General features: G+C 64.5%; 15 protein-coding genes. 5 read left to right on the forward strand and 10 right to left on the reverse strand.

Going from position 1 to position 12,228, the window contains the following annotated elements; all coding sequences use genetic code 11:
* The 6 genes from QMB55_RS11915 to QMB55_RS11940 form a co-directional block, all read right to left on the reverse strand.
* Nucleotides 1-464, reverse strand: a 464-nt coding sequence (locus tag QMB55_RS11915; RefSeq protein WP_497588931.1) for a DUF3833 domain-containing protein, incomplete at its 3' end; no start/stop codon positions are given.
* Nucleotides 461-1,684, reverse strand: coding sequence for an MFS transporter (locus tag QMB55_RS11920; RefSeq protein ID WP_497588932.1), 1,224 nt, complete (start codon nucleotides 1,682-1,684; stop codon nucleotides 461-463). The genes QMB55_RS11915 and QMB55_RS11920, both read right to left, overlap by 4 nt.
* A 1-nt stretch (nucleotide 1,685) precedes the next feature.
* A complete protein-coding gene (locus QMB55_RS11925; RefSeq protein ID WP_497588933.1) occupies nucleotides 1,686-2,261 on the reverse strand; it encodes a chalcone isomerase family protein in 576 nt (191 codons plus the stop codon).
* On the reverse strand, nucleotides 2,230-3,426 hold the full coding sequence (locus QMB55_RS11930) for a class I SAM-dependent methyltransferase (protein WP_497588934.1): 1,197 nt from the start codon (nucleotides 3,424-3,426) through the stop codon (nucleotides 2,230-2,232). Before QMB55_RS11930 ends, QMB55_RS11925 begins: the two co-directional genes overlap by 32 nt.
* Nucleotides 3,423-4,187 carry a DUF1365 domain-containing protein gene (locus tag QMB55_RS11935; RefSeq protein ID WP_497588935.1) on the reverse strand — a complete coding sequence of 255 codons (765 nt, stop codon included), beginning with the start codon at nucleotides 4,185-4,187 and terminating at the stop codon, nucleotides 3,423-3,425. The genes QMB55_RS11930 and QMB55_RS11935 overlap by 4 nt, the downstream gene beginning before the upstream one ends.
* A 7-nt stretch (nucleotides 4,188-4,194) precedes the next feature.
* A complete protein-coding gene (locus QMB55_RS11940) occupies nucleotides 4,195-5,529 on the reverse strand; it encodes an NAD(P)/FAD-dependent oxidoreductase (RefSeq protein WP_497588936.1) in 1,335 nt (444 codons plus the stop codon).
* A 106-nt stretch (nucleotides 5,530-5,635) separates the two neighbouring features.
* Between QMB55_RS11940 and QMB55_RS11945 the strand changes: the two genes are divergently transcribed.
* The 4 genes from QMB55_RS11945 to QMB55_RS11960 all read left to right on the forward strand — a co-directional run bounded on the left by QMB55_RS11945 (nucleotide 5,636) and on the right by QMB55_RS11960 (nucleotide 8,218).
* A complete protein-coding gene (locus QMB55_RS11945) occupies nucleotides 5,636-6,562 on the forward strand; it encodes a MerR family transcriptional regulator (protein WP_497588937.1) in 927 nt (308 codons plus the stop codon).
* Between the two features lie 259 nt (nucleotides 6,563-6,821).
* Entirely contained in the window at nucleotides 6,822-7,382 is a 561-nt protein-coding gene (locus QMB55_RS11950; protein WP_497588938.1) for a hypothetical protein, read from the forward strand.
* A gap of 44 nt (nucleotides 7,383-7,426) precedes the next feature.
* Nucleotides 7,427-7,921: a GNAT family N-acetyltransferase gene (locus QMB55_RS11955; RefSeq protein ID WP_497588939.1), complete on the forward strand. Its 495-nt coding sequence runs from the start codon at nucleotides 7,427-7,429 to the stop codon at nucleotides 7,919-7,921.
* 39 nt (nucleotides 7,922-7,960) lie between these two features.
* Nucleotides 7,961-8,218: a hypothetical protein gene (locus QMB55_RS11960; RefSeq protein ID WP_497588940.1), complete on the forward strand. Its 258-nt coding sequence runs from the start codon at nucleotides 7,961-7,963 to the stop codon at nucleotides 8,216-8,218.
* A 45-nt stretch (nucleotides 8,219-8,263) separates the two neighbouring features.
* Here the strand turns inward: QMB55_RS11960 and QMB55_RS11965 are convergent, their stop codons facing one another.
* A complete protein-coding gene (locus QMB55_RS11965) occupies nucleotides 8,264-8,731 on the reverse strand; it encodes a hypothetical protein (protein ID WP_497588941.1) in 468 nt (155 codons plus the stop codon).
* Between QMB55_RS11965 and QMB55_RS11970 the strand changes: the two genes are divergently transcribed.
* Nucleotides 8,713-9,324, forward strand: coding sequence for a hypothetical protein (locus QMB55_RS11970; RefSeq protein WP_497588942.1), 612 nt, complete (start codon nucleotides 8,713-8,715; stop codon nucleotides 9,322-9,324). The genes QMB55_RS11965 and QMB55_RS11970 overlap by 19 nt on opposite strands.
* Nucleotides 9,325-9,536: 212 nt before the next feature.
* Here QMB55_RS11970 and QMB55_RS11975 read toward each other — a convergent pair whose 3' ends face one another.
* From QMB55_RS11975 to QMB55_RS11985, 3 genes are read right to left on the reverse strand one after another with little or no spacing between them, the layout of a single operon-like run.
* The gene (locus QMB55_RS11975; RefSeq protein ID WP_497588945.1) at nucleotides 9,537-10,259 is read right to left on the reverse strand and encodes an amino acid ABC transporter ATP-binding protein; all 723 of its coding nucleotides are present in this window, start codon (nucleotides 10,257-10,259) and stop codon (nucleotides 9,537-9,539) included.
* Nucleotides 10,246-11,013, reverse strand: coding sequence for an amino acid ABC transporter permease (locus tag QMB55_RS11980; RefSeq protein ID WP_497588943.1), 768 nt, complete (start codon nucleotides 11,011-11,013; stop codon nucleotides 10,246-10,248). Before QMB55_RS11980 ends, QMB55_RS11975 begins: the two co-directional genes overlap by 14 nt.
* A 19-nt stretch (nucleotides 11,014-11,032) precedes the next feature.
* Nucleotides 11,033-11,797, reverse strand: coding sequence for a basic amino acid ABC transporter substrate-binding protein (locus QMB55_RS11985; RefSeq protein ID WP_497588944.1), 765 nt, complete (start codon nucleotides 11,795-11,797; stop codon nucleotides 11,033-11,035).
* Nucleotides 11,798-12,228 lie beyond the last annotated feature (431 nt).

Here is a 12,228-nt window from a genome sequence, read left to right on the forward strand (position 1 = left end):
GAGCGGTTGAGCATCACCTTGTCGTCCATCAGGAACATCCAGTCGTCGAAATCGACCGCGTAGGTCGTGCCATCGACCGGCAGGGCCAGCACGTAGCGCCAGCGCAGCGCGTTGCCCGCCAGCTCGCCGACCGCCTCGCCCAGCACGTCGTCGGCCGTGCCGCGGTAGGTTCCGTCGGGCTGGCGTTTGAGCGTCCAGATCCGCTGTGTGCGGGTGCCGTCGGACCAGCTGAATTGTTCGTCGAGGACGCCGGTGTCGCCGTCCCATTTGGCCTCGATGCGCACCTGGAAACGTTTCTTCACGTCACCCGAGCGCCCCTGGAAAATGCCCCAGGCGTCGAGCGTTCCGTTCAGGTACTGCTGCAGATCGAGCTTCGGGTGCTCGGCGCGGTAGTGTTCGACGCCCGGAGAGGCGCAGGCGGTGAGGCCAAGAGAAACGAGCAGTGCAGTCCAGCAGCGGGTCATGAGCGGACCTCCAGAGTGTCGCGCCAGCGCCAGAGTAGTGTGGCGGCCAGCAGTTTGAAACCCAGCGGGAGCAGGGCGTAAGCGAAAACGAGCGCCGCGTGCCCCCCAGCGTCGCCGGGCCGGTAGCCGAGCAGGTCGAGCAGCGGCAGGGCGAGTCCGGCCGCCAGGGCCAGATTGAGCTTGGCGATGAAATTCCAGACGCCGAAGTAGGCGCCCGAACGTCCGTGCCGCTCGCCGAGGTCGGCGGCGATGGCGGCGGGCAGCGCGAGGTCGGCCCCGAGGGCGATGCCGGTCGCCAGACAGACCAGAGCAAAGCCGACAAGGTCGCCGGCGCTCAGCACGCTGGTTCCGGCAAAGGCCAGCATCGCCAGCAGCATGGCCAGGCTCCAGCTGCGCACGCGCCCCAGAGCTGCGGCAAGCCGTACCCACAGCGGCAACGACGCAGCGCCGGCGACGAAATACAGGGCCAGCAAGGGGCCGCTGGCGCTTTCGGCGTCGAGGACGTCGGCCACGAAAAAGAGAAAGAGCGTGGCCGGTAAGGCCGCGGCAATTCCGTTAGCGATGAAGACCCCCAGCAAGCGGCGAAAGGCCGTGTCGCGTAAGGCCTGCTGCACGCTGTGAAACAGCGGCTCGTTGGCCGAGTATTGCGCCGGGCCGGCGTCGACGTGCGTAAAAGTGGCTGCCGCCGCGATCAGCAGCAGCGGCGGGAGAATCCAGGCCAGGCGGGCGATGCCGGCGTTCAGGTCGCTGGCCAGAAATGTTGGCAAGGCCGCGGCCAGAACGACACCGATGAGGCCGTAGCCTTCGCGGGCGGCCGTCAGCCGCGTCCGCTGCGCCGAATCCGTGCCGATCGCGGCGCCCCAGGCCTGGTAAGCCACCGACGCCGCCGAGAAACCGAGGTAGGTGAGGGTGAGCGAAGCGAGCAACCAGAGCGCGGAAAACTGCGCCGGCGGATTGAGCAGGGCGACAAAACCGAGGGCAAACGGGACGAGGCCGACGGCCAGCATGCGCCGCCGCGGCCAGCGGTCGGCGAGTCCGCCGAGCCACGGGTCGATGAAGGCGTCGAGCAAGCGGGTGCCGAGCAGGATGGCCCCGGGCACGGCGAGTTCGAGGCCGACGGTCTCGGCATAGTAGCGCGGGACATGGACGTAGATCGGCAGGGAGGCAAAGGCCAGCGGCAGGCCGAGTGCGCCGTATGCCCAGGCCGATCCGCGCGTCATTTCAGCCCTCCGGGCGCTGGAGCAGCGCGGCCCGCAGTTCCGGGGCGCTGGTCCGCGCATCGAGCCAGATGGCAAAGAAGGTCGCGGCGAACCCCGGGGTGTCGATGGCGCCGATCGGGCGGTCGTTGTGGTAAAAATGCGCGCCGTCGGGGCGATAGAGCCCGAGGATGTGATCGCCGGGCTGGACGTCGGGAAAAATGCGCTGCATCGCCGCGCCCCAGGCCTGCAGCGCGTCGTCGTCGGTGCTGAAACGGCGCATCTCCTTGACGCTCGCTGCGGCGATGACTTTGCCAGCAATGCTGCGCTTGTAGTCGAGACGCAGCGCCAGCGGCGGCCGGAGCGGATCGTCCCCGGCCCACAGCGTGGCGTCGTACACCCAAAAACCGAGCCGGCGAAAGCTGCCGCTGCCCCAGCGCCGCAAACCCGAATAGGGGGCGATGCTGGCCTGTGCCGATGCGCTGCGGGCGAGCAGTGGGGCGCACAGCGCGGCCAGGAGCAGGGCGCGCCGCGCCGTGCTCGGCGGCTGTGGGGCCGGGGCGCGGAGGCTAGCGGTGCGCGAGTTCGAACTGGACGACATCGATGTTTCCGGCCCGGAAGCCGGCCTCGCAATAGCTGAGATACAGGCGCCACAGGCGGCGGAAGGTGTCGTCGAACCCGAGGGCCGCGATCTGTGGCCAACGGCCTTCGAACGCACGGTGCCATTCCGCCAGGGTGCGCGCATAGTCGATTCCGAAGGCAAATTCGTCGGTGACCTGAAGGCCTTGGCGCTCGGCCGCCTTCCTGAACGCCGAACGCGAGGGCAGCATGCCGCCGGGAAAGATGTACTGCTGGATGAAATCGGTGCCGCGCCGGTAACTGGCGAACAGCCGGTCGTCGATGGTGATGCTCTGGACCACGGCCCGTCCGCCGGGCTTCAGGGCTTTAGCCAGGGTCGCGAAATAGCTGGGCCACCATTTTTCGCCCACGGCTTCGAACATCTCGATGGACACCAGATGGTCGTAGTGCGCCCGCGTGTCGCGGTAGTCTTCGAGGCGCAGATCGGCCTGCGGGACGCGCTTCTGGGCCCAGGCCAGTTGCGCCGGCGACAGGGTGAGGCCGGTCACCTGCAGTCCGTCCGCGACCGCCATTTCGGCAAAGCCGCCCCAGCCACAGCCGATTTCCAGAACGTGGGCGCCGGGCTCGGCCTGGAGCCGGTCGAGAATGCGGCGGTACTTGGCCTGCTGGGCGGCGAGCAGGGAACCGTCGTCCTCGGCGCGATACAGCGCCGAGGAATAGCTCATGCTCGGGTCGAGCCACTGCTGGTAGAACGCATTGCCCAGGTCGTAGTGGGCCATGATGTTGCGTTTGCTGCCGGTGCGGCTGTTGCCGTTGAACCAGTGCCGGATTCGCGCCGTCAGCAGTTGCCGCCACGAGCCGTAGATGGCGTGCGTCAGGGCGTCGCGGTTGCGGGCGAGCAGGGTGAGCAGGGCGGTGAGGTCGGGCGAGTCCCACTGTCCGTCGAGGTAGGCTTCGGCGAATCCGATGTCGCCGCGGGCCAGCACGCGACTGAAAAAGGCCGTGTCGTGGACCTGCAAGGTGACCCCGCTTTCGCCGTCGCCAAAGAGGACCGCACTGCCGTTCGGCAGGCGGACTTCGAGCAGCCCGCCCCGCAGCTGGGCGAGCAGTTGGAAGACGGTCCGCGTATCGCGGGGCAGGGCTTCGTGGGGGCGAAGGGCCAGGGCGTGGTCGAGGGTCGGGTTCATTTGATCGACTCCTGAAGAGGACGTTGAACGGGATGCGCCCCGCGGAAGGGGACGCCCTTGAGCCAAAGCTTGAGGGCTTGCCAGTGGATGCGGAGGACGACCCCGAGGGTGAGGGCAGGCATGCGCAGGAAGGCGGCGAGCAGCGCGGCGGCGGACCAGGGCTGCGGCGTGCCGGTGATCGCGGTGCGCAGCACCTCGCCTTCGGCATCGTCGTAGTCGATGTGGGCGTGGTGCACGGCGCCCTCCTGCCGGAAACGGAAGCGGTAGCCGCCTTCGATCAGATTGAACGGCGAGACGTGGAAGCATTTTTCGGCGCGCAGCTCATCGCCGTCGTTCAAGGGCGCGCCGCCGCGATGCAGGAGGTAGCTGTGCGTGCCGCCAAAGGTGTTGTTCACTTCGGCGAGGATGGCGATGCGCTGACCGCTGCGGTCATGGCAGAACCAGAAGCTGACCGGGTTGAAAACGAAGCCGAGAACGCGCGGAAAGGTCTGCAGGATGATTTCGCCGTCCTGGGGCAGGCCGTGTTCGGCGAGCTGTTGCTCAATCCACGGCAGCAGCGGCCGGCCGTCGCGCGGGCCGTGGTCGCGGGTGTGAAAGCTGAGGAGGTTCCAGCGGTCGATCGAAAAAACGGCGCACCGCGCTTCGGCCAGCGTCCGCAGCGGCAGCTGCAGGTAAAAAACCGGATAGACGAAGGCGTTCACCGCCGGGCGCACGCGCCGGTGCATGACGTGGCCGAGGGCAAGGCGGGGGCGGGCGTTCATGGCAGGCTCAAGCCGTCCGGCGTGCGCTCGGCTGCTCGAGCGGTTCGCCCTGCCAGGGCGCTTGGACGCCAAGGGCATTGGCGACGCGCAGGCCCGATTTCAAGCCGTCTTCATGGAAGCCATAGCTGCCCCAGGCGCCGGCCAGCCAGACTCCGCCCTGGCCCTGAACGTCGGCCAGCTTCTGCTGGGCGGCAATCGCTGGGCCGTCGAAGATCGGGTGGGCGTAGTCGAACTCGGCGAGCACTTTCGCCGGGTCGGGCTCGCGGGCCGGATTCAGCGTCACCACCACCGGCGTGGTGAAGGGCAGGGGTTGCAAGGTGTTGATGAGGTAGGAGACCCCGACCGGCTGCTTGCCCGGCTCGCCGACGCCGGCGAAGTAGTTCCAGGCCGACCACAGCTTGCGCTCGCGCGGGAGCAGCGCCGGGTCGGTATGCAGCACCGCGCGGTTCGGCTGATAGCGGATGGCGGCCAGCACCGCCCGTTGCTCGGCGCTGGCCGTGTCGCCGAGGAGGGCGAGGGCCTGGTCGCTGTGACAGGCCAGGACGACTTCGTCGTAAACCGCGCTGCCGTGGGCGTGTGTGACGCGCAAGCCTGCGGGGTCGCGGCGGACGGCGTGCACCGGACAGGCGAGGCGGATCTCGGCGGATTGCGCGGCAAGTTGGGCCGCGATCTTGCGCACGTACTCCCGGCCCCCGCCTTTGACCGTGCGCCACAGCGGCCGGTTGAAGACCTGCAGCAGGCCGTGGTTGTCGCAAAAGCGGATGAAGGTGGCGAGCGGCATGTCGAGCATCTGGCCGGTCGGGCACGACCAGATCGCCGCGGCCATCGGGAGCAGGTACCAGTCCGAGAATGCCGCCGAGTACCGCCCTTGGCGCAGGAATTCCCGCAGGGACAGCGCTTCATCGGGGTGCGTGCGCAACCAGGCCGTGCTCTCGCGGTTGAAGCGCAGAATGTCGGACAGCATGCGCCAGAAGGCCGGGCGGAGGAGGTTGCTCTTCTGACCAAAGAGCGTGGCCAGGCTGCTTCCCGCCCATTCCAGCGCCGGGTTTTCGAGGCTGACCGCAAAACTCATTTCGGTCTCGACGCTCTCGACCCCGAGGTGCGCGAAGAGGGCGATCAGGTTGGGGTAGGTTTTTTCGTTGAACACCAGAAAGCCGGTGTCCACCGGGTGGGTTTTGCCTTCGAGGCTGACGTCGACCGTGTTGGTGTGGCCGCCGAGGGTGTTCCCCGCTTCGAAAACGGTCACCGCGTACTGACGGCTCAGCAGCCAGGCCGCGCTCAGGCCGGAAATTCCGGCGCCGATGACCGCGATACGCTTGGTTTGGGTGTTGGTTGTGTTCATGTCGGCCTTGTTTTGTCCTGGACAAATCTGTGGTTTGTTCGTAAGATAGGCATCGATGGATGGCTTGTCAAGCGTTTGTCGAGTTTTTGTTTAGGACAAAACAACCATGTTGGATTTCAATATCGCGGCTGTCGAACGGGAGACCGGGCTCTCCAAAGACGTTCTTCGCATGTGGGAACGGCGCTACGGTTTCCCCGTTCCGGAGCGCGATGCCAACGGCGAGCGTCTCTATCCCGCGGCCCAGGTCGAACGCCTACGTCTGATCAAACGCCTGATGGATCAAGGGCATCGCCCCGGGAAGCTGATCGCGGCCGACGATGAGGAGCTCGCCCTGCTGGCGCCGCGGCATCGCCCGCGCGCTGCGCTCGAAGCCTCGGGCATCGATGAGGCGGGGCTCGAAGCGCTGTTGGCGCTGATCAAACAGCACGACGCCGACGGCTACCTTTTTGCCCTGCAGCAAGCGCTCGCGCGTCAAGGCCTGCAGCGGTTTGTCCAGGACATCGTCGTGCCATTGACGCGACGGGTCGGTGAGGCCTGGGAGTCGGGGCGCTTCGAAGTTTTCGAGGAGCACTTGTTTACCGAGCTGACCAAACGGGTCTTGCGTCAGGCCATCGTCGCCTTGCCGCGCGGCCTGGGTGCGCCACGGGTAGTGCTGACCAGTGTTCCGGACGAACAGCACATCCTCGGCTTGCTGATGCTCGAAGCCCTGCTGTCGCTCGAGGGCGCGCAGTGCATTCCGCTCGGCACCCAGATGCCGCTGCTGGAGATCGGCCGGGCGGCTGAGGCGCATCGGGCCGATGTCGTTGCGCTCTCCTTTTCCGTGGCCTATCCGCGCCGGCAGATTCCGGTCCTCCTGCAGCAGCTCCGGCCCTTGCTGCCCGCTCAAACCGAGCTGTGGGTCGGCGGCGGCGGTGTTGACCGCCTGACGCCGCCCGGCGGCGTTTTGTGCCTGACCCGACTCGAGGACGGCGTCGCCGCCTTGGCACGCTGGCGCGCGGTACATCGCGCCGAGGCGCCGCAGGCTTCGCCCTGAACCCACGATCAACCTGGACGTGGCCGCCGGCTCGTCCCGTAACTACGGCATCCATCTCAAGCTCGGCTAAAGGGTTTAAGCGCGTGGAATGACGCTGGCCTGCAAGGCGCATCCAGCGGTCATTCCAGCGCGGCATGCCTGGAAGCCGCATCCAGATGCGCCTTCCAGGCCACTCCCGCGGCGCCTTGCGTTGAGCATTCCGGGCGCATGGCGTACGATGGGGCGTGTGTCTGGTGCCTGAACGCGGTCATTTTTCTGCATGTTTGGGCGCCTGAGCGTTGCTCAATCCCGGCGCCCTAATATGCCCATTCATTTCTTCAGTGCCCAGCGGCTGGCGGCCAAGCTGATCCAGCATGAACTTGATCCCAAAGCACGTGCCCATTATCTTGCTGCGAGCTTTGTGATCTTCGTCGTCTTCATGTACTCCGGCTTGGCCTCGGCCAATCCGCTCGGTTCCTGGCTTTCATACTATGAGGCGGTCATCGTGGCTGCCATCTCGATCCTGGGCGTGCTCAAGGCCTATGAGGCGGCGGGCGGCGAAGCGAATCCCGCTTTTGTCACCGAGTTTACCTGCCTCTTTGTTCCCGTCTCGGTGACGACCTATGGCGTGGTCTGGTCGCTTTACTGGGCCGTCGTCCTTGGCTTGCGCGAATCCATCGATTTGCTTGCCGAAAGCCACCTCCAGATCGCCATCAACCTGGCCAAAATCGGCAGCGATTTCTTTGGCTTGCTGACTTTTCTTGCCGTCGTCGTCGTCCAGTTCGTCACCTTTTACCGGATTGCACGTTGGTTCAGGATCATTCGCGCACAGCGGTGTTGATTCCGGACCGATCGCCGCGATTTTCATTTTTCGCCTCCGCCGCCATGCCCTACACCCTCGCTCCCGCCACCGAAGCCCATTACTCGAGCCTCCATCGCGCCATCGACATCGTTGCCCGTGAAGAGAAATACCTCGCCTTCATCCAGGCGCCGCCGCTTGAGCAGTCGTTCTCCTTCTATCGTGCGCTGAAGGCCTGCGGCGCGCCGCATTTCGTGGCGCTCGACGGCGAGGGGGAGGTCGTCGGCTGGGTCGATGTCTCGCCGCAGATGGGCGAAGCGCGCGCTCACATTGGCACGCTCGGCATCGCACTGCTGCCCGCCGCGCGCCGGCAAGGCTTGGGCGAACGTCTCATGCGGGCGGCCATCGACGCGGCCTGGGCCAAGGGGCTGACGCGCATCGAGCTGAGCGTGCGCGCCGACAACACCCGGGCCATGGCGCTTTACGAGCGCTGTGGCTTTGAGTATGAGGGCACTTTGCGGCGCGGTTTTTGCATCGCTGGCCAGGACTGCGATGTCCTCCTCATGGGCTTGCTGCGCTAGGCGGAAATGGGCGGCGCGCAGTATGGAAAGGGCGTCGGGATGGAAAAGCGGATGAATGCGGGAACGAAAGCGGGGATGAAAGCGCGGACGAGTGCATGGCGGCGGGCCGTGTTTTCTGCCGTGGTGCTGACGCTCGCCGCCACCGCGCTCGCCAAGCCCGCGCCGTGGTACCGCTGGAGCAGCAAGCTCAGCGGTCAGACCGTCTGCAGCCAGCATTCTCCGGGCGACGGCTGGGAGAAAAGCGGTGGCCCCTTCAGTGATGCGCGCTGTGAAAAGCGCGGCGTGCCGACAGGTTAGCCAGAACGCACGCCGCCGACGCTTCGGGCCGCGGCGGCCGGCGCCTTATTTCGGCGTCGCGTGCATTGCCTGATAGGCGAGCAGCCTGGCTTGAGCCTGCTGCGGTGAAATCGGGCTCTTCGCCGCTTCCTGTTGCTCGAGCAGGTATTCCTTAATCTTGCGCGCAATCTCCGCCTCGATCGCGTTCTGCTGATCGGGCGTCATTGCTTTGAGTTTTTCTTCCGTGAGGTTCATCGACTTGAGGATCTTCTCGCGCAGGGCGACGATGGGGGCTTTGTCGATGTAGTCGCGCAGTTCCTTGAGCAAGCGCTCGGCTTCCGTCCCTTTGGCACTGCAGCTGCGAGATGCGTCGCTCTGCTTCTGGGCAGCTTCGGCTGCGGGCGCGTAGTTCGCAGCGCCAGCCGGGCGGGTGTCGGCAACATTGCGGACGACAATCGATGCCAAGGGCGCACGGGTGTCGATGATCATCTTCGCCTCCGGAGACGGAAAAGGGGATGTCACCGTCAGCAGCAAGATTTGTGCCGTTGGCGTATGGTGGCGAAAGCGGGGCGTTGTGGCCGGTTTATAAGGGATTGAAACGGCAGGAATTGCCGCTTAAGGCTCTTTGGTCTTGCCGGCCTCGCGGTGCATTGATTATTCCAATGGCGTTGGGTAGGATGGTCGGGCGCGATGGATGGAACGGGATGCTTGGTTCCAATTGTCACCGCGCTGAAGAGGAGAAATCGGCGGCGAGTAGCCGTCCGATGTTCCCGCCATTCCTGTTGCGCCAATGGTATTCAAGAAAACAAATTATGAAAAAAATTACTCTGATTTCACCGTTTCTAATTGGTTTTCTGTTGATACAGGGCTGTGCAAGTCATGATGAACTTGGCAAGGTGGATAGCAATTGCCCCGCTCCATCCAAAGAGCAATTGAATGAAAGCGGGTATTTGATACTCCAGAACGGAGTGACGCTGAAATGCCAAGTCAAAAACTATACCAACAGAATGTCTTGTTTCGGAATCACTGATGGAACGGACGACGGGTGGGTGTGCAATAACGGGAAAAAGAACATAGTGTTTGTCTTTGATGAAAATGGGATATTAAAAACGCGAAAAACGTATTGATTGGCTAACGTGGTTTTCTGCTCAACTGAGCGCATAAGCCGGCGCCTCTAGCTGCTTCGTTACCCTTGAGGTTAGAAATTCGCTTTTGAGCGCTCGGCGCTAGACTATGGGTCGGTCACTGTCAGCTTTTCTCCCGATTGCCAAACAAAACGGGCAAGCGATTTGCTTGCCCGTTTCCATTTCTCCGCCGGATTTCTCCGGCCCCTTCCGCCTTACAACACGTTCGACAAAAAGCGCTGCGTCCGCTCTTCCTTCGGGTTGTCGAACAGTTCGGCGGGCGTGCCTTCTTCGACCAGGCGGCCTTCGTCCATGAACAGGACGCGGTGCGCGACCTGGCGGGCGAAGCCCATTTCGTGGGTGACGACGACCATGGTCATGCCTTCTTCGGCGAGCGACTGCATGACGGCGAGGACTTCGCCGACCATTTCCGGGTCGAGCGCCGAGGTCGGCTCGTCGAAGAGCATGATGCGCGGCTGCATGGCCAGTGCGCGGGCAATCGCCACGCGCTGTTGCTGGCCGCCCGAGAGCTGGTTGGGGTAGGCGTCGATCTTGTCGATGAGGCCGACCCGTTCGAGCAGCATGCGGGCACGCTCGCGCGCCGCGTCGGGGGCGAGCTTGCGCACCACGCCGGGGGCGAGGGTGATGTTTTCCAGCACCGTCTTGTGCGGGAAGAGGTTGAAGCGCTGGAAGACCATGCCGATGTCGGCGCGCAAGGCGTCGACGTCGGTTTTCGGGTGGTGCACCGAGGTTTCGCCGATCAGCACTTCGCCGCCGCTGGCATCTTCCAGCCCGTTCAGGCAGCGCAGGAAGGTGCTCTTGCCCGAGCCCGAGGGGCCGATGACGCAGACGACTTCGGAGGCGGTGATGGCGCAGTCGATGCCGCGCAGCACTTCCAGATCGCCGAAGCGCTTTTGCAGCCCCTTAACGCGAATCACCGCGGCCATAGCGCGCCTCCAGTCGTTTAACCGCGTAGGCGAGGCCCAGCGTCAGAATCCAGTACATCAGCGAAATCGTCAGGTAGGGCTCCCAGTAGCGCGAGTAGGCCCCGGCCACGGTGCGCGCGGCATAGGCCATTTCGGCGAGGCCGATCGCCGAGATCAGCGACGAGTCCTTGAGCAACGAAATGGCGTTGTTGCCGAGCGGCGGCAGCATGCGGCGGAAGGCCTGCGGCAGCACCACATGGAACATCGTGCGGCCGAAGGACAGGCCGAGCGAGCGCGAAGCCTCGAACTGCCCGCGGTCGATCGACTGGATGCCGGCGCGGAACACCTCGGAGATGTAGGCGCCGGCGTTGAGCGTCAGCGCGGCGATGCCGGAGAGGAAGGCGCCGTAGTTCTGCTTGAGGTGGCGCGCCGCTTCGCCGGAGACGATGAGGCCGTCGGCCGGATTGACGAACAGCGGCATGACCGCGAAGTGCATGAGCAGCAATTGCACGAACAGCGGGGTGCCGCGAAAGAAGCTGACATAGACCGTGGCCGGCCAGCGCAGCAGGAATTTGCACAGCTGCTTGGCCGGCGCATGGCGGGCCTCGGCGAGGCGCGCCATGCCGAGCAGCAGGCCCAGCCCAGTCCCTTGCACGATGCAGATGACGGTGACCAGAATGGTCATCTGCAGGCCGTGCCAGAAGAGCTGGGCGTATTCGGCGACGATGTCGGCCCGGAACCAGCCGAACCAGAGAACCTGTTCCATACCTAGACTTCAGCGCTCCTTATTGGGCGGGCAGCGCCGGCGCGTCGGCCTGGAACCACTTCTTGTAGATCTGGGCGTAGGTGCCGTCGGCCTTGATGGCGGCGAGGCCGGTGTTGAGCTTGTCGAGCAGCGCCTTGTTGCCTTGCTTGACGACGATGCCGAAGAATTCCTTCGGGAAGTTGGCGTCGGCCACCGTCTTCAGGTGCTTGTGCTCCTGGGTGCGGAAGGCGATCACGCCGTTGTCGCCGATGGCCGCGTCGACGCCGCCATTCGCGAGCTCGGAGATGATCACCGGGGTGCTTTCGAAGCGGCGGATGTCCGGGCTGGTCTTGCCGAATTCGCGCGAGGCGATGTCGTCGGCGGTGCTGCCGGTGACGACCGAGACTTTCTTGCCGGCCAGGTCCTTGAGGCTCTTGACGGTGCTGTCCTTATTGACGGCGATGAGCTGGCGCGCTTCGAAGTAGGGGGCGGTGAAGTCGTAGGACTGCTTGCGCTTCTCGTTGATGGTGACGCCCGAGATGACGAGGTCGACGTCGCCGTTGTTCAGAGCGGCGAAGATGCCGGTCCACGGGGTGTTCACGATCTTGATCTGCAGGCCGGCCTTCTGGGCCACGGCCTTGATGATGTCGATGTCGTAGCCGACGATTTCCTTGGTCGGGGTCTCGTAGGCAAACGGGCGGTAGGTCGCGCTCGAACCGACGACGAGTTCCTTGTTCTGGGCCTGGGCGCTGGCGGCAAAAGCGATCAGGCCGGCGGCGCAGAGGAGTTTTTTGAGGATTTGCATGGTGGTGTCCCCCAGGTGGTTGGCTGAAAAGAATTCGCCATTCTGACGAAAAAGTGAAAAAAATCCAGAAAAATCGCAAAAATGGAACGCAAATCCGCTTCCTTGCGGCCCTGACAGGATGGGCGCCACCGGCGAGAAGGCGAGTGATGTTTGGCAAGAGGGGCGTTTCGGATGAAAGCGCTTGAAAACGCAGGGGGCTGAGAATGCCTCGCTGCCACGCCTGCGATACAGAACCGGATGACGCCAGCGGGCGGCTCCTCCTGCCGCCGTTGATTCGGTACGGACGAACACATCCCTCTGGGCAAAAAAAACCGCGCCAGGGGGCGCGGTGCAAATCCCATCCTTTGCAGATGGGCCAGGGAGGGTCATGCATTGTCAGATCGTGTCCCGGGACGTGGTGTAAGAAGCGTCAGCAGAAGCGGTCAGCGGGT

Source organism: Propionivibrio sp. (assembly GCF_041441355.1).
Classification (GTDB): Bacteria; Pseudomonadota; Gammaproteobacteria; order Burkholderiales; family Rhodocyclaceae; genus Propionivibrio.

Excerpts from the sequence above, each read along its gene's own strand:
- QMB55_RS11945 (WP_497588937.1), top strand. The coding sequence starts at position 5,636 with ATGTTGGATTTCAATATCGCGGCTGTCGAACGGGAGACCGGGCTCTCC.
- QMB55_RS11930 (WP_497588934.1), bottom strand. The coding sequence starts at position 3,426 with ATGAACCCGACCCTCGACCACGCCCTGGCCCTTCGCCCCCACGAAGCC.
- QMB55_RS11950 (WP_497588938.1), top strand. The coding sequence starts at position 6,822 with ATGTTTGGGCGCCTGAGCGTTGCTCAATCCCGGCGCCCTAATATGCCC.
- QMB55_RS11935 (WP_497588935.1), bottom strand. The coding sequence starts at position 4,187 with ATGAACGCCCGCCCCCGCCTTGCCCTCGGCCACGTCATGCACCGGCGC.
- QMB55_RS11920 (WP_497588932.1), bottom strand. The coding sequence starts at position 1,684 with ATGACGCGCGGATCGGCCTGGGCATACGGCGCACTCGGCCTGCCGCTG.
- QMB55_RS11960 (WP_497588940.1), top strand. The coding sequence starts at position 7,961 with ATGGAAAAGCGGATGAATGCGGGAACGAAAGCGGGGATGAAAGCGCGG.
- QMB55_RS11925 (WP_497588933.1), bottom strand. The coding sequence starts at position 2,261 with ATGTCGTCCAGTTCGAACTCGCGCACCGCTAGCCTCCGCGCCCCGGCC.
- QMB55_RS11970 (WP_497588942.1), top strand. The coding sequence starts at position 8,713 with ATGTCACCGTCAGCAGCAAGATTTGTGCCGTTGGCGTATGGTGGCGAA.
- QMB55_RS11985 (WP_497588944.1), bottom strand. The coding sequence starts at position 11,797 with ATGCAAATCCTCAAAAAACTCCTCTGCGCCGCCGGCCTGATCGCTTTT.
- QMB55_RS11940 (WP_497588936.1), bottom strand. The coding sequence starts at position 5,529 with ATGAACACAACCAACACCCAAACCAAGCGTATCGCGGTCATCGGCGCC.
- QMB55_RS11980 (WP_497588943.1), bottom strand. The coding sequence starts at position 11,013 with ATGGAACAGGTTCTCTGGTTCGGCTGGTTCCGGGCCGACATCGTCGCC.
- QMB55_RS11955 (WP_497588939.1), top strand. The coding sequence starts at position 7,427 with ATGCCCTACACCCTCGCTCCCGCCACCGAAGCCCATTACTCGAGCCTC.